Annotated in this window: 21 protein-coding genes; 10 read left to right on the top strand and 11 right to left on the bottom strand. The window is 51.6% G+C overall.

What is annotated here, in order from left to right:
- Positions 1-28 precede the first annotated feature (28 nt).
- Entirely contained in the window at positions 29-646 is a 618-nt protein-coding gene (gene engB, locus AV929_RS15310; RefSeq protein ID WP_014041457.1) for a GTP-binding protein EngB, read from the top strand.
- A gap of 285 nt (positions 647-931) precedes the next feature.
- On the opposite strand, the gene AV929_RS15305 is transcribed toward engB, so the two are convergent.
- Positions 932-1,954: a site-specific integrase gene (locus AV929_RS15305; RefSeq protein WP_064288654.1), complete on the bottom strand. Its 1,023-nt coding sequence runs from the start codon at positions 1,952-1,954 to the stop codon at positions 932-934.
- Complete coding sequence (locus AV929_RS22825; RefSeq protein WP_255359480.1) at positions 1,951-2,073, bottom strand: hypothetical protein; 123 nt, start codon at positions 2,071-2,073, stop codon at positions 1,951-1,953. Before AV929_RS22825 ends, AV929_RS15305 begins: the two co-directional genes overlap by 4 nt.
- Positions 2,074-2,138: 65 nt before the next feature.
- On the opposite strand from AV929_RS22825, the gene AV929_RS15300 reads away from it, so the two are divergent.
- Positions 2,139-2,426 (top strand): hypothetical protein, encoded by a 288-nt coding sequence (locus AV929_RS15300; protein WP_064288653.1) that lies wholly within the window; start codon positions 2,139-2,141, stop codon positions 2,424-2,426.
- Between the two features lie 8 nt (positions 2,427-2,434).
- Here AV929_RS15300 and AV929_RS15295 read toward each other — a convergent pair whose 3' ends face one another.
- Positions 2,435-2,695, bottom strand: coding sequence for a hypothetical protein (locus tag AV929_RS15295; protein ID WP_155120758.1), 261 nt, complete (start codon positions 2,693-2,695; stop codon positions 2,435-2,437).
- 342 nt (positions 2,696-3,037) lie between these two features.
- On the opposite strand from AV929_RS15295, the gene AV929_RS15290 reads away from it, so the two are divergent.
- Positions 3,038-3,286: a winged helix DNA-binding protein gene (locus AV929_RS15290; RefSeq protein WP_008307575.1), complete on the top strand. Its 249-nt coding sequence runs from the start codon at positions 3,038-3,040 to the stop codon at positions 3,284-3,286.
- A gap of 7 nt (positions 3,287-3,293) precedes the next feature.
- On the opposite strand, the gene AV929_RS15285 is transcribed toward AV929_RS15290, so the two are convergent.
- Complete coding sequence (locus AV929_RS15285) at positions 3,294-3,530, bottom strand: hypothetical protein (RefSeq protein ID WP_008307574.1); 237 nt, start codon at positions 3,528-3,530, stop codon at positions 3,294-3,296.
- Positions 3,531-3,658: 128 nt separating this feature from the next.
- Here AV929_RS15285 and AV929_RS21960 point away from each other — a divergent pair, with 128 nt between their 5' ends.
- Positions 3,659-4,492 carry a hypothetical protein gene (locus AV929_RS21960; protein WP_155120757.1) on the top strand — a complete coding sequence of 278 codons (834 nt, stop codon included), beginning with the start codon at positions 3,659-3,661 and terminating at the stop codon, positions 4,490-4,492.
- 11 nt (positions 4,493-4,503) lie between these two features.
- Entirely contained in the window at positions 4,504-5,133 is a 630-nt protein-coding gene (locus tag AV929_RS21955) for a hypothetical protein (protein WP_155120756.1), read from the top strand.
- A gap of 38 nt (positions 5,134-5,171) precedes the next feature.
- On the opposite strand, the gene AV929_RS15275 is transcribed toward AV929_RS21955, so the two are convergent.
- A complete protein-coding gene (locus AV929_RS15275; protein ID WP_064288650.1) occupies positions 5,172-6,227 on the bottom strand; it encodes a Cdc6/Cdc18 family protein in 1,056 nt (351 codons plus the stop codon).
- A 294-nt stretch (positions 6,228-6,521) separates the two neighbouring features.
- On the opposite strand from AV929_RS15275, the gene AV929_RS21950 reads away from it, so the two are divergent.
- Complete coding sequence (locus AV929_RS21950; RefSeq protein WP_155120755.1) at positions 6,522-7,211, top strand: hypothetical protein; 690 nt, start codon at positions 6,522-6,524, stop codon at positions 7,209-7,211.
- Here the strand turns inward: AV929_RS21950 and AV929_RS21945 are convergent.
- The 4 genes from AV929_RS21945 to AV929_RS15255 all read right to left on the bottom strand — a co-directional run bounded on the left by AV929_RS21945 (position 7,208) and on the right by AV929_RS15255 (position 9,445).
- Positions 7,208-7,858, bottom strand: coding sequence for a hypothetical protein (locus AV929_RS21945; RefSeq protein ID WP_155120754.1), 651 nt, complete (start codon positions 7,856-7,858; stop codon positions 7,208-7,210). The two genes, AV929_RS21950 and AV929_RS21945, sit on opposite strands and share 4 nt — an antisense overlap.
- 9 nt (positions 7,859-7,867) lie before the next feature.
- The gene (locus tag AV929_RS21940) at positions 7,868-8,566 is read right to left on the bottom strand and encodes a hypothetical protein (RefSeq protein WP_155120753.1); all 699 of its coding nucleotides are present in this window, start codon (positions 8,564-8,566) and stop codon (positions 7,868-7,870) included.
- 329 nt (positions 8,567-8,895) lie between these two features.
- The gene (locus AV929_RS15260; RefSeq protein WP_064288647.1) at positions 8,896-9,189 is read right to left on the bottom strand and encodes a type II toxin-antitoxin system RelE/ParE family toxin; all 294 of its coding nucleotides are present in this window, start codon (positions 9,187-9,189) and stop codon (positions 8,896-8,898) included.
- Complete coding sequence (locus tag AV929_RS15255; protein ID WP_014041466.1) at positions 9,170-9,445, bottom strand: ribbon-helix-helix domain-containing protein; 276 nt, start codon at positions 9,443-9,445, stop codon at positions 9,170-9,172. Before AV929_RS15255 ends, AV929_RS15260 begins: the two co-directional genes overlap by 20 nt.
- 177 nt (positions 9,446-9,622) lie before the next feature.
- Here AV929_RS15255 and AV929_RS21935 point away from each other — a divergent pair, with 177 nt between their 5' ends.
- A complete protein-coding gene (locus tag AV929_RS21935; RefSeq protein WP_155120752.1) occupies positions 9,623-10,207 on the top strand; it encodes a hypothetical protein in 585 nt (194 codons plus the stop codon).
- Positions 10,208-10,215: 8 nt separating this feature from the next.
- Here the strand turns inward: AV929_RS21935 and AV929_RS15245 are convergent, their stop codons facing one another.
- Positions 10,216-10,473 carry a hypothetical protein gene (locus AV929_RS15245; RefSeq protein WP_064288645.1) on the bottom strand — a complete coding sequence of 86 codons (258 nt, stop codon included), beginning with the start codon at positions 10,471-10,473 and terminating at the stop codon, positions 10,216-10,218.
- Positions 10,474-10,695: 222 nt separating this feature from the next.
- The gene (locus tag AV929_RS15240; protein ID WP_005537171.1) at positions 10,696-10,878 is read right to left on the bottom strand and encodes a hypothetical protein; all 183 of its coding nucleotides are present in this window, start codon (positions 10,876-10,878) and stop codon (positions 10,696-10,698) included.
- Positions 10,879-11,000: 122 nt separating this feature from the next.
- On the opposite strand from AV929_RS15240, the gene AV929_RS15235 reads away from it, so the two are divergent.
- From AV929_RS15235 to AV929_RS15225, 3 genes are read left to right on the top strand one after another with little or no spacing between them, the layout of a single operon-like run.
- Positions 11,001-11,432: a hypothetical protein gene (locus tag AV929_RS15235; RefSeq protein ID WP_064288644.1), complete on the top strand. Its 432-nt coding sequence runs from the start codon at positions 11,001-11,003 to the stop codon at positions 11,430-11,432.
- 5 nt (positions 11,433-11,437) lie between these two features.
- Positions 11,438-11,668, top strand: coding sequence for a hypothetical protein (locus tag AV929_RS15230; protein ID WP_064288643.1), 231 nt, complete (start codon positions 11,438-11,440; stop codon positions 11,666-11,668).
- Entirely contained in the window at positions 11,665-13,458 is a 1,794-nt protein-coding gene (locus AV929_RS15225; RefSeq protein ID WP_064288642.1) for a hypothetical protein, read from the top strand. The genes AV929_RS15230 and AV929_RS15225 overlap by 4 nt, the downstream gene beginning before the upstream one ends.
- Positions 13,459-13,465 lie beyond the last annotated feature (7 nt).

Here is a 13,465-nt window from a genome sequence, read left to right as displayed (position 1 = left end):
TTTTCCCCGCCGGCGGAGTACACGGGGTATGTTCGAATCACGACCGGACCGGGACGCCGAGGTGGTGCTCGTCGGTCGGTCAAACGTCGGGAAATCGACGTTGATGCGCGAGATAACGGGCCACACGTTCGACACGGGCCAGCGACCCGGTGTCACGCGTTCGCCCAACCACTTCGACTGGGCCAGCGCCGATTTCGTCATCAGTGACCTCCCCGGCTTCGGGTACATGAAAGGCGTCCCCGAAGACGTCCGCGAGGAAATCAAGACCGACGTGGTCCAGTACGTCGAGCGGAACGCCGAGCATATTCTCGTCGGTATCCTCGTCGTGGACGGCAAGTCGGTCATCGACATCATCGACCGCCACTCCGGCCCCGACGAGATCCCACACGACGTGGAGATGTTTCATTTCCTCCGGGAGGTCGGTGTCGAGCCGGTCGTCGCCGTCAACAAGATGGACAAGGTCGACGACAAGGACGACCGCTTGAACGAACTCTGTGACCGACTCGGACTGCACCCGCCATGGCAACAGTGGCAGGAGACTATCGCGCCGATCAGCGCGAAGCGCGGCTCCGTCGAGCCGCTGAACGAGGCCGTCCGGCACCACCTTCACGAGGCCCAGCGAGACGATCTGTTCCAGTTCTTCTGAACGACTCAGCGGGTCGACCCGCTGCTCATCCGAAACCAAGGCCGATACCGACACACCGGTGGTTTCGTCTATCCTCCTGGGACGGGTTTTCCCCTCCTGACAGCGTCTCGAATCACTACCGGCAAAGCTGCTGCAGCCAGAACGGAGACACAATTCGACGGTATGTCGATTATAAAGAAGCGGCGGCGTGTTGCGATTACCGAACAAGCGAAATTCGCATGGACTCGCCGGGTAGTAGTTTGAAATTTACACGACAACGGGGGGTTGTGTTTGGTAATGGTCATGTTAGATACGCTCCAGTTGCTTCTTTCGAACCGCCATTTTCTCCTGATTCGTCCGCACGTCGTAGTGCTCGTAGAGCACTTCTAGCGATACGTCGCATCGCTCGCTGACGATCTCCGGAGACACGTCGCTGTTCAGGTGATACGTGATACTGCCACGCCGGAGTCCGTGGGGTGACCGGGAAGACGGACATTTGCTGTGGGCCGCGCGTGAACCCAGTGCCTCGCAGGTCGACGGGTCCGAAGGGTCTGCGTCGTGGGGACACCCACCGAGAACGCACGGCTGGGTGAGCTTGTTCACCCACTTGTAGATGGTATCACCCGCAGGCCGTCCGTGCTGCGAGGTAATGAGTGGCTTGCGGCCGTAATCGTCAGTCCGCTCGTAGCGGTCGGGGTTGTCGAGATAATCGTCGACGACCTGGTAATCACTCGGTCCCAGGTAGACCCACCGTTCGCCGTCTTCACCGTTCTTGAGTTTCGTTCCCTCGTCGATTCGGTGCTCCAGTACCAGCGCGTAGTCGTCGGGACGAAGGTCGTCAACGTCCAGTGACCGAAGAGCCGACCGGCGCATTGCCGTCTTCCACAGAATCAGAAAGACAACGTGATCCCGGCTCGCGTAGCGGTACTCGTGGAGGTAGTCGAGTATCCGGTGTGCCCGATCTGCGCTCAGGTGGACTTCGCGGCTTTCGGCTCCATCGGGCAGCTCGGGAGCATGGACCTTCTCGGCCAGCCCATCGTCGACGCCCTCGATGTCGGCCCAGTATCGGAGGGCTTCGCGAATCGTCGATAGTTGCTTCTGGAGGGTCAGCGCCGCGATGTCTCCCCGTCGCCAAGCTACGAAGTCAGCTAAATCGCGGCCAGTGAGGTTGTTCAGGTTCTCGATGTCGCGCTCCTCACACCACTCGTTGAAGAACCGGAGCCGCGTCTTCGCGTTCCGCATCGTACTCTCGCGAACGGACGGTTCGCGGTGTCGGAGGAACCGCTCGATACCTTCCTCCGGCGAGAGATCCATCAGATCCTCGCTCATGCTTGCCCCCGTTTTCGCTTCCGGTAACAGCCCAGACAGCGGGACTCACCGGGATAGCAGAAGTTCTCACAGCCATCCGTCTCGCACTTGTCCACGTCTTCGATGACGCGGTCGCTCACGCGGACACACCTCCCGCACTTTCATTACGTGAGACTGACTTGCCCAAACTGGTGCTACTCGACAGATGAGCGAAACGTGTGCGAAGTGCGGCGATAGCCCTGCACCCCGAGAACTGAATCCTCCTTTTGACTGGACCGACTATCTTAGAGAGGAACGGGACTTCGGCCCACCCATTGGTGCGGTCTGGATTCCGCTCTGTCCGGATTGCTATTTCGACGCGGATCACCTGAAAGAGAGCGTCAACAGCCTGGTGATGGGGGACGACGATACCAGAAAAAAGATCCAGGCCGATAGCGAGGACTTTCTTGATTCTCTCGACCTCAACGCACTCATCGACGACGCGATGCGGTAGCTCGGCCGTCATTCTGCAAACACCTCTTCGTCCATCGGTGCAACGCCGATAACCATGTGTTCTCGAATTGCGTCGGCAAGACAGAGCTTTAAGTCGTACTCCTTCAGCGTCTCCGTCATTCCGATGGTTGTCTGCGCCACCTCGGTTTTCAATTGAACTCTGATAAACGCCGGCACGTCGCTGGCGTCGCGCCGAATGGTGGCCTCATCCACCTTGTCGAGTACACGGATCGCATCGCGAGCCTGCTCGAATCGTCTTGTACGACTCACGCGGACGCACCCCCGCATGGCATCGTCTGTCGAATAGCTATACCGCTGGTCGTTGGGCTACTTTCAATAGCCCGCTTGCTCTCGTACTTCATGGGTCGTCTAAGCCTCAAACGGGAAACGACCCACCCGGCGTGTGCCAGCACGCCGGACCTTTCTGGTCCGATGGGCGGGTCACTTCACCTGTATAACGCCTCTACTGAAATACTTTTCTGTGAATTGCACAGATTAATCTGTGCTACTACGCTGAGATACAAGTGATTGCAAATAGATGTCTAATGCACCGATACACCTATGAGTTCCACAGCCACACCGCTTGATGTGCCCAGGCAGCGTGCTGATTGGATGACTCAGACTGACGAAGCCATTCTGGAAACGATTCGAGATGAAGGGAACATGACACCCCAAGCTCTCGATGATACTTTCGACATAGCCGCTGCCAACTACGCCCGTGATCGACTCTCTGAACTTACCCAGTACGGGCTGGTCGAGAAGATCGGGCGCGGTCTCTACCGACTGACCGATGACGGGCGTGCATTCCTCAACGAGGAACTCGACGCCAGCGAACTCGATCCCGTCGAAGACGCCGACTGACATTCTCTTAGACCCTCGCGAGTCGTGCCGTCACGTCACCGGCCCACTCCGGTAATTCGAGATCGGCTAACTTGCCGTCGTGCCAGCTCGTCACGATCTCTGTATCGCCGTCGCGGGCCACGTCGACGCGCCACTTCCGGCCGTCTTCAGCGGTGATATCGAACCGAGCACCGCCGTTCCCGAGAGCTTTGATGTGCTCAACGTTCACCTCCTCACCAGTGTAGACTTCGATTGTTCCTTCCATACACTGTGGGCTGAGGGGAAGAAACGGGTTAAAAAGGTGCTATACTTCCGGGAGAATGATGATAGGGCAGTGACAATTGGGGGAAAGTACCCAACAAATATGTCTCCTGTGTGTGCAAAGATATACTAATGAGTAGTAACGAAAACAAAGAATCAAAAGGAGAGTCTTTCATTCCAGCAATATCAGAGTTTTCCGGAGATGGGTTTGAGAAATCTCCGGAAAATATTCTGGATTTATTGGAGACGAACCTTCCAAGGTATCAAACTGGTTCTCCGGAAGACCCCAGCAGGGGGTACACAGACTTTGATCTAATGGATTGTCCCCAAGAAATCAGGCACGTCATTGGTCAGGAAGTCAACAATGTAGTAAAAATAACACACAAAAAAGAGTCGTATGGAACGAGCAAAGCGTATATTCATGGGGAAATCAGTGAAGTCCACACAATTGATTTCGAATATGTCAACGCATACTGGATAGGAAATATCGTTGTATTTGAAGGGTCTAAGAGTTCGGTATCTACGGTACAAAATGATATACAGAGACACCTTTTTAATGTACTCCGAATCCAGAATATAAAGTTAGATCCTAGTATTTACCGCCGCTTAGAAGATTTTCCGCTAAAATATGTGGAAGGTTTACAATTAAATGAAACCCTTAGTATGTCAATCGAAGGTGCAGATGATATCTCGCAGATGCGAATATACGGCCGCGATTCATCAGATGAATATGATCGGTATCTACCAAAACACGGGAAGATATCATACCTGATGGGGGAATTCCAGTTTCACGATTATCAAATATTAACAGATATATCGGAGGATCTAATTCATATCAGAAAATATAATAAAAAAGAGACTGACGAAGGTGAGGAAAATCCCATCTCTGAAGACAGTCGCCTATTCGTCATTCTTGCATTTCTGAGACGACTCATTGAAATCAGTCGTACAAAGGGCGGGAAATAATAGCGTAAACTATGACAGGCTTTTCACTAACATCACTTCTGGTTTGGCTAAGGAATCCTGAGTGGGGAATAATCGGGGCGATATTGTCTTTTGCTGTAATTGGCGGGTCAGTGTTCTCTTCAATTGAAGGAATTATACAAATTTCTGCATTTCTAGTAGGTTGTCTGATTTTTCTTCTTATACTATTTGCTAATTTTTATTTGAGCGGCATCGGGGTCGTCTGCTTACAAACAAACTCTATATCATCCGCTGAGAACCATTATCGTCGAGTATATCCAATCCCTGATGGATATGCGGAGTTTGATGTGTATTTTAGTATTCCAAGATGGCTAAATTCTTTTTCTGTAGAAATCGCACACGAGGGACCTTTTAAGATTGGTGCATGGGATCTCCCCGGACCGGTTTCATTCAATAATGAAGTCATACATTGTGATGGCGATTTACAGAAAGTCCCTTTCACGCTTCGGTTTGGTGGCGATCCACAAGAGATAGGCGATGCAACCTACAATATTCGATTTATTGACAAGCAGACTGGGAGGAAGCTCTATTCTATGTCCCTAGATGGAGATCGTAGGATAGAAACAGAATCTGAAAGCAGCGATCTTGAACCAGATATTGCTGAATCTCTTGGTATAGAATGATAAGTAGAGATTCCTAACTGCGGTGATTGTTTTCGGTCCTATTTTACAACAATATTGAACAAGTCGGGGGCCTCTATTTTTTGATCAGAGACTCGATATTTCCTATGTCTGTTCTCACCTTCAACTACAATCAAATCGTACTCTTCCAGTTTCGAGAGCTTCGTCCGCCGGGCCCGTTCCGAAATCGGTGTCTGCTCACGTCCACGATATGCTCGGTCAGCAACAGCATCATACCGCTCATGTAGCTCCCCTGCCTCCAGCCCATCGCCCATTCGGATCAGTTCGTACAGTAGTTGATGATGGAACGGCAGTGACTCCAGATTCAGTTCACGGATATGCCGTCGAGCCCGCTCGAACGACTCGCTCACATCCTCGTCGGTGATTCGATCATGTTGCAGTTCTTCCGCCCGAAGTGCAGCCTGTCGGAGTGACTGTATTCCGTTCCGTGCAACACCAGCCACCTCATCAGCGATTGTCTCTAACTGCTCGCGGGTAACTGACTCCGACGGAAGCCCAAGGTTCGCCCGTGCTTCGAGAATGTCCGCCAGCTCGTCGACACTATAGCGATCCAAACCGAAATCCGTGAACGACAGCCGCCGCCGGAGTCTTCCATCAAGCCTGGATAACCACTCATCTGGGTCGTGGCAGATAACGACGACAGATAGGTTCTCGACATCTACCAGCCGGTCCAGTGCATCCGTCGATGGGAGACCGTCAGCCTCGTCGAGAACAACTATCACCGGATTGGTGACGCGGTCTTGGAGTTGGATACAGAGATCTTCACGGGGGACGTTAACCGATGGGTCACTGCCGGGGAGATCGTGAAGAACTGATCGGACAACACCGGCAGTCGTTTTTCCGAGACAGCGAACATGGGCCGTCTGAACGTCGGCATGTCCAGTGAGCTTCTGTAAGGAGTGTTTAGTTAGCGCTGTCTTCCCTACCCCTGGTGGGCCGTGAATCAGTACGTCGTGGGCTTGATCGCCACCAAGTGCTGATTCCCATGCACGGGATAGGTGGTCAACGGCAGCTTCTCGATGGAGGAGGCGACGCGGGAGGTGCTCGTCATCGAAGACAGCAGGGTCGGCGATCATCTTGGGAGAGGGTGAGAACAGACAGGGATATAAACTGGTGCGACACTTCCGAGAGATCCGATACCGCAAACGATATTTGATTTACAACAAACCGTATCCGAACGGGCCAACATAATGAGGTGTATGTGTTTTTTATCGAGCAGAGACAATCTTGAAGGACACAAATAATTATTCCATTCAACCGAAATATCCTAGTTTATAAATCCACATTTCGTATACGGAACTGACTTATCCCTGTCTGACATAGATTGATATCAGTAGACGAGACTAGAGTAGATTAAATTGATCACAGACATGCTATTAGATAAAATTGCTACCGGTCTGCTTGCTAATCTAATAGTAGCAACTATATTTTATCTATTGGGACTGCTTACTAGTGGTAAGATCAAACCCTTCTTAAAAAATGGTTTGGCGTGGACCTTCAATTCAGAAGTACAAGCATCTATTAAACGCAGAGATATTTATAACGATCCAAATGCTAACATAGACATTTCATCTTTTTCCACAGAAATATACGATGAAATCTGTGAGAGGTATGATGGAGAGGTTGTAAGTCCTCGGTACAATAAAAGCGAGGTGGTAGTAGATGTTGAGAAGATTCCGAACGAAATCGCTGTGAAAATTGATGAAGAGCGAGGAATCTCTGGTGCAAGCATGTCAGAAGAAGTGAAGGGGTACCGGATTGAGATTTCGCCAAGAGGCGACCTGAGATTTGGGTACAGATCTGATGAATCTTTAAAACAATTTGAGAAGTTTGCATCCGCAGCTTCTGCAGCCGTTCAAGCAAAATATTTCCATGGGGACCAACCTGACGAATCTAATGTTGATGTGGCAATCAAGCAGGGTGTCCCAGAGTTATCCGGTGAAGTTAGAGACGATGACTTAGAAATCTCCGCACACCTTGATGGGTCTGTTCTCAGGATGACTCTAAATAATCCAGATTATTTAGTAGATGGCATTAAAAAGTTTGTTTCGCCGAATTAAAGATATTTTCTAAGGTATTGGTCTAAGAAGTTTAGGTATTCCTTCCTAGTGAAGTCTCCGGGCTTAAGCACCTGAAACCAATTACTTCCCATACGAAGACGTAGAGTTTGGCCCCCATAGTCAATATCAGGACCAATCATATTCTTATCTGAGTTTCTGAATGCCGTTCCGATATCCCCATCATATTCAATATCATCTCCATAGAGAATTCCATTCCGAACGTTATCTGAGCGCTCTTCAAATCCTCCCATCCATTGTCCGGGGTGATCTGAGACGATCCGAGCTAATTCAAATTCTGCCTCAGATAGATCACCATTTAAAGCCTGTTCAATAAGATTGAATGCGAACATGCCATCAGAATTCTTAACAACTACATAGTCATCACCAACAATCCAGTAGCGGGTCCATTTTCGACGTGTTTCTTCCGTTTGTCCAATATCAATATCTCCATTGATGTCGACTTTCTCACGCTCATGGGGGTACTCTTCAACTGCCAGTCCTTGCTTAACATTTCGGCCAGAATCTAAAGTTAGTTCCTGTTCAATATTCACATACTTGTGTAGATCTGCACCAGAAGGAGACACCTGGTTGAATCCTGTTATATCGTCTGTTTTCGATTCAATCGTGGCGATTTTTCCGGAAATCATTGGCATTTTTTATTCCTCCGTTGGTTCTGACTCATAGTTAAGTAACAAATCATTGACTAACCGAACTAAGGATAGTGTTTCGAAGTCGTCGGAGCCGTGGGCTTCAACATATCCACCTTCAGTTATGCGGAGACGGATTTGCTCAGTATTATATTCGAAATCCATACCGAGCTGATTCTTACTACTGTCCCACAGAGAATCTCCTAGCTCGGTATCTGAAAATACATCATCCCCGTAAGCGACACCGTTTGAAGTCATCCCATTATGATCGTAAAATCCTCCCATCCAGAACTCTGCATCCTCCTGAAAATCGGCAGCTAATGCATTTAAATTAAATTGGATAGGCTCAATCATAGTGCCAGTTGCCTTTCCAATCAAGTCGAAAGCAAACGTACATTTCGAACTTTCAACTAAGATAAACTGGCCAGGAACACCTGCAAACACTGTGGAAAGCGTTTCAATCTGTGTAGATGGTTCTTTTTCAATTATATTACCGTCCTCGTCAATTTGTACAGATTCAACTTCGGACTGAGTCTGTTCTGCAGCGTTTCCGACTATGATTGATGTTCCACTGATATTTTCAACTTTGTCTGTGATTTGTAATGTTGACCGTAGATTTTCCCCACGCTCTTGACGTGTTTGTGGAAATTGAGCGGTGTCGATATCTTCAAATTCTCCGTGAACTCTTCCGACTAGTCCCGCGTTCATCAAGTCAGATATAGATAAGGTAATACTTAAATCTTGTATGTAAAGCAGAAAATTATTCTAATCTTTCAGTTTAAACTGCGGGAACCCTATTATTTTTGTCATTTTCTGGCGTTAAAATTCCCAGTTCCCGTTCAAGACCGTAGTCTCCGAACGCCGTAATGGGTGTCGTATGGTCTTGGATTCCAGATGCACTGGTGTATTGGGCATTCCCCGCCCTAATAGTGTGTCAGTGTTCTAGCCAACAAGTTGGACAGGGGCTGTTCGTAAGTTAGTCATTTACCACAATCGGTCTGACTTAGACGAGATCGTGTTGCTGACCAGAGAAAGATTCAATCGTCGCCTTTGTACGCACCTTCACGCTTCCGGATACTCTCTACTCGGAGCATCTTCGACTCACGTACTAACCGACATCCAAGACGATAGCCACCAACACGTAGCTTCTGGAACGGGGAGTTCGTCAGTGGTTCAAGAAACTCATCGGGGTTACGCCACTCTGACGATACAACTTCATCCAGTTTGTCGATTATCCGTTGCTGGATATCGGCATCCAACTGCGAGAACTGGTTTTCAGCTCGGGGCGAAAACTCCCAGTCCCACTCGTCGTCACTCGCTGTCTGTCCCATACTGTGCTCTGATCTCGTCGCTCGAAATGCCGTCACCCTCGTCGAACTGCGCTTCACTGATTGCGAGGTCCTTCCACACGCCGGCCCCTTCCGGGTGATTCACCGTGTCACGAAGTGCGAACCGGATGAACTCGCTTCGGCTGTTGAACCCACGCTCGCGCCATGTCTCGTCGACGACATCGAGAAATGACCGAGCGATGCGGAGGTTGATCCTGTCAATCTCGGGATCGCCGTCGTTCGCATCGGCTTCTGACATACGTGCGTACATCTATCGTACTCACAGAAAACGCTGTTGCAGCCTCACCTACTATTCTCCGAAGGCTTTGATGGGGTTATTGACCTCACTTCCAATGATTGAAGTCATATTAGAGGAGGTCACTCGTTTGAAAAGTAGTTGAGTTTTTTATATTTGAAGAGACAATCCTAATGGAGAATGACGAGTGAGTATTGGGATCAACCAGTACGTGGTGAGCAGTTCAGTATCGAAAATAAGCGGAAATACTGGGAAACGTTCCGTACCAACCCCACTTCCCAATCGCTCCTTGAGTTTGGAGAAACATGGTGGGCATATCGCCATTTTGGAGATCCAGCTCATTTCGTTCGGAAGCGTACCCTGAATAAAGGCTATACAGCTACCGAGATGCGAGATCTACTCGAACGTGCTGCTTCAAAAGGTCCAGAAGCGATTAACGAAGATATTCCTGGAATGGGGGTTGCAACACTAAGCGAACTACTAGAGGTGATTGATCCATCACAGTACGCTACACTCAATTCTAAGTCATGTGAGGGATTACGAGACCTGGGCTATTCTGTACCCGGAAATAATCCAGACAAAACGATGTACAGCAAGTTCACTGAGCACGTCAAAGAGATTGTGCCAAAATATGGCCTGGAGAAAGAGGTTGATTCTACTGTTTCGCGAGGTATTCCAGATGGTACAGAAAATATCGACATCGCGCAGGTGGCCTTTGAAATGAATCATAACGACAGGTTCTCATTTTCACTAAGTAACCTCTGAGAAGTTGACTATCGCCACTTACTCTCGACACTCGTCCGATACCGTAGCCCGATCACACTGGTGTTGAACTGCTGGATCGTCTCTGGGTCCAGATCCCCACGCGCGTCGTCAATGTTCTCCTCGCTCTCGACAAGGTGGGTCAACGCTGCATCCAGTACGTCGGACATCGGCGGATCGTCGTACTGATCACTGGCGACAATTGCACTGGCCTTATCCAGTAGTCGTTGCCGTTCGTCAGTGATCTTGAGACTGGTGCGTCGGGTCATTGTTTAAACGAGTGTATGTACCGGGGGTTGGTTCGCGTCGTTCTGGAGTGAGCGATAGGGTGGTTGTTTATAAACTGGGACCGGGCCGTCGGCGTGATCGGGGAAACCTCCCAGCCAGACTGGCTCATTCTATGCACCGTAGCCCACGGCCCACAGCCCACAGGTGCATACATCGAGGATTGGCGTTACATCTGTATCTGACTCCATGGGGTCGGGCTCGCATCATGGGCTGACCAACTCTAATCGGTAGTCGCCTTCGTCGTCCTGGTCAAGACTCTCGACCTTCGCCCAGTGGTTTCCCACCAGCTCGCCATCCTCGTCGACGACACCGCGCTCGCGGAGATCGTCTATCGGTATCGAGACGGTCACGCACCCGCCTGCCGGAGAGAGTTTTCGCATCTCCATGCCACCGGCGGTGCAGTCCCGATACTAAAATTTACTGAGTCCCGGGAATACCGCGATTCGGTGCTTTCTAGCCAGCAGACTGCACGGCCGGAATACGGTCGTACTCACGGCCGGTGCAACCCATGTTCGGAAAGATAGACATCGAAGACGCCCTGGCCGGTGTGATTTTCACCGCCAGTGCGTTCGTCACCAACGGTATCGCATCGATCAGTCTGCTCGGTTACGACCTCGCTGCCTCTGTATTCTCCATTCAGGGCACGAGTATCGACCTCGCGTTTCTGCTGTCGCTCACCGCCCTGGCGATGGCTTACGCCACCAACCGCGTCAACGAGAGTCGGAACAAGAACTACCAGCTCGACACCGACCTCGTCGAGATCGCCAAGGGCTCGGCCACTGTCGAAACCTACCTCGCGCTCGGGACACTCGTCATCGTCCTGTTCACCGGGCTAAACATCCTCGGCGCGCAGGATATCGTGGTCGGTTCGGCCGCTATCGGTCTTGTCGTCGTTGGCGTTGAGGCTGCCGGCTACTACGTCATCAGCTACCTGGGGTGAATCCGATGGACCGCATACTCAGCTATGGGCTTATGGGCGTCATCGGCATCTCTGGGTCCACAATTGCCGCGGCTGTCATCGGCTCCCCGCTTCCCGTCGTCAGTCCCGCCGTCGTCGCCGGCGGCGTTATCGCCGCGCACCACGCACAGCAGAAGGACACCGCCGCCGGCGCTGACGACCAAGAGGTTCGCACCAGCGTCGAGCAGGTCGAAACCGACGGGGGGCAAGAACAGTGACCCGTGCTCGCTCGGTCCTGCTGGCCGCGCTCATCGTCTGTTCCGCCGTCGTGGGGGCCGTCGGTCCCGCACTGGCACAGACAGCCACGGACAGCGGGCCAGTCACCTACGAGTACACCGGCTCCCCAACGACGCTGATTGTTGATACCAGCAATCTCGACGGTGGCTCGGAGTTCACCGTCGAGTACACCACGCAGGGCGGCCCGTCCACTGGAACGACCGTCTTAGCCCGCGAAACGTACAACACCGCGAACCTCAAAGAAGACCAACTCCTGTTCTTCAACGACGGCGCGTATGAAACCGTGAACGTCACGGTGTCGGACTACTCCGGCGGCGAACCGACGTTCGACTCCAAGAGCGGGCTTCTCGGCGGTGTGAACCTCGTTCGGACCGTCGTCGGGACCACCGGCGGCGACTCTGATTTGACCTGCGACACGTCCGACAAAATCGGTAATGCACTCTCCGGCGTCGAGAATCTGGACTGTACGCCTCAACCGGGCACGACGACCGTCAACACGACGAATACCGACACTGCACAGGTCAAAACGGACATCTATCAGTCTGCCCTCAACAGCAATGCTAGCACTGACAACACGCTAACCGTCCTGAACAACGACCTGAAGGATGCTAAGACGCAAGCTCGCATTGAGGGCAAAAACGCCTATATCCGCGCACTAAACAACGGAAGCAGTAAGTCAGCCGCTAAGAATGCGGCTAAAGAGGCTGTAAGTGATTTCTACGCGACCCACCAGCGGAATCTGCTGGCTGAGTACACACTGACCGTCTCCCACTTCAAGTACCTGCGTAGTACTGCCCTCAACGAGAGCATAGACAGTAGCTACGTGGATACTGACGACCAGTCGCTATCAAGCACCGGAGACTACACTTACGACTGGAATCAACCGACAGACTCCGTAACTCTCACTGATGGCACGACTGAGGACTACACATACGTCCAAATATCCAAGACCTACGGTCCGGGTGGCGACACCGAAACGTACGACCACTACATCACAAACACTGCGAAATCTGGTGCAACCCTCGGTATATCGGCGAAGTCGCTCGGAGTCCATGGATACAGTTCCGATACGTCATATGTTGCTGTCGTACCCTTCGAGCGGTATCAGTCTACGTGGACGACTATCGAGAATCAAGACCAGACTGTTCGGAATGAAATGGATACGCTGGCAGAGAACACGTATAGCGCCTACCAGGCTGGCGAAATCAACAATAGCGACCTCATGGACCCGTACGTGCTGGCGTCCCAGCAGTCGCCGGGCGACGACTTCCAAGGCTGGGCCGCCGCACAGCTCACTCTGCTTGGCACCAACTCTCCGGAGAACTTCGACCAGATCGGGAGCTTCAACGTCACCACTGAATCCGGTACGCAGTACGAGGGCGTACTGTTCTCTCAAGAAAATCCGGCCAGCGGTCAGTTCGAGAACGGAACGACCTACAACACGTCCAATATCGGTGGCACGCAGTACGTCGTTACCTCGGATCGCATTGTCGAGCTGGATGGAGAGTTCACCATCGACAGTATCTCGACGCAGGACGGTCAGACTGTCCAGAACGTCACTATCCAGAAGACGACATACGAGACGACCAACGTCACCGAACTCAAACAGCAGTACGAGGATCTCGCCTACAAGCGCGCACAGATCGAAGCGCGTGAGAAGGCCTTGAAACAGTCTGCTGGCGGTGGCTTGCTCGGTGGCGGCAGCGTTCCGCCCGTCGTGGCATTAGCCGTCATCGGCACGCTACTGACTATCGTCGTTCTCCAGAACTAACCCACCC

This window comes from Haloarcula sp. K1 (assembly GCF_001647155.1).
GTDB lineage: Archaea > Halobacteriota > Halobacteria > Halobacteriales > Haloarculaceae > Haloarcula > Haloarcula hispanica.
The sequence above is the reverse complement of the archived record's forward strand: the minus strand, read 5'-3'. Positions and strand labels throughout refer to the sequence as shown.

Bases quoted from the DNA above. Each gene is read 5' to 3' on its own strand.
- engB (WP_014041457.1), top strand. From the start codon at position 29: ATGTTCGAATCACGACCGGACCGGGACGCCGAGGTGGTGCTCGTCGGT.
- AV929_RS15305 (WP_064288654.1), bottom strand. From the start codon at position 1,954: ATGAGCGAGGATCTGATGGATCTCTCGCCGGAGGAAGGTATCGAGCGG.
- AV929_RS15300 (WP_064288653.1), top strand. From the start codon at position 2,139: ATGAGCGAAACGTGTGCGAAGTGCGGCGATAGCCCTGCACCCCGAGAA.
- AV929_RS15290 (WP_008307575.1), top strand. From the start codon at position 3,038: ATGACTCAGACTGACGAAGCCATTCTGGAAACGATTCGAGATGAAGGG.
- AV929_RS15285 (WP_008307574.1), bottom strand. From the start codon at position 3,530: ATGGAAGGAACAATCGAAGTCTACACTGGTGAGGAGGTGAACGTTGAG.
- AV929_RS21960 (WP_155120757.1), top strand. From the start codon at position 3,659: ATGAGTAGTAACGAAAACAAAGAATCAAAAGGAGAGTCTTTCATTCCA.
- AV929_RS21955 (WP_155120756.1), top strand. From the start codon at position 4,504: ATGACAGGCTTTTCACTAACATCACTTCTGGTTTGGCTAAGGAATCCT.
- AV929_RS15275 (WP_064288650.1), bottom strand. From the start codon at position 6,227: ATGATCGCCGACCCTGCTGTCTTCGATGACGAGCACCTCCCGCGTCGC.
- AV929_RS21950 (WP_155120755.1), top strand. From the start codon at position 6,522: ATGCTATTAGATAAAATTGCTACCGGTCTGCTTGCTAATCTAATAGTA.
- AV929_RS21945 (WP_155120754.1), bottom strand. From the start codon at position 7,858: ATGATTTCCGGAAAAATCGCCACGATTGAATCGAAAACAGACGATATA.
- AV929_RS21940 (WP_155120753.1), bottom strand. From the start codon at position 8,566: ATGAACGCGGGACTAGTCGGAAGAGTTCACGGAGAATTTGAAGATATC.
- AV929_RS15260 (WP_064288647.1), bottom strand. From the start codon at position 9,189: ATGGGACAGACAGCGAGTGACGACGAGTGGGACTGGGAGTTTTCGCCC.
- AV929_RS15255 (WP_014041466.1), bottom strand. From the start codon at position 9,445: ATGTCAGAAGCCGATGCGAACGACGGCGATCCCGAGATTGACAGGATC.
- AV929_RS21935 (WP_155120752.1), top strand. From the start codon at position 9,623: ATGACGAGTGAGTATTGGGATCAACCAGTACGTGGTGAGCAGTTCAGT.
- AV929_RS15245 (WP_064288645.1), bottom strand. From the start codon at position 10,473: ATGACCCGACGCACCAGTCTCAAGATCACTGACGAACGGCAACGACTA.
- AV929_RS15240 (WP_005537171.1), bottom strand. From the start codon at position 10,878: ATGGAGATGCGAAAACTCTCTCCGGCAGGCGGGTGCGTGACCGTCTCG.
- AV929_RS15235 (WP_064288644.1), top strand. From the start codon at position 11,001: ATGTTCGGAAAGATAGACATCGAAGACGCCCTGGCCGGTGTGATTTTC.
- AV929_RS15230 (WP_064288643.1), top strand. From the start codon at position 11,438: ATGGACCGCATACTCAGCTATGGGCTTATGGGCGTCATCGGCATCTCT.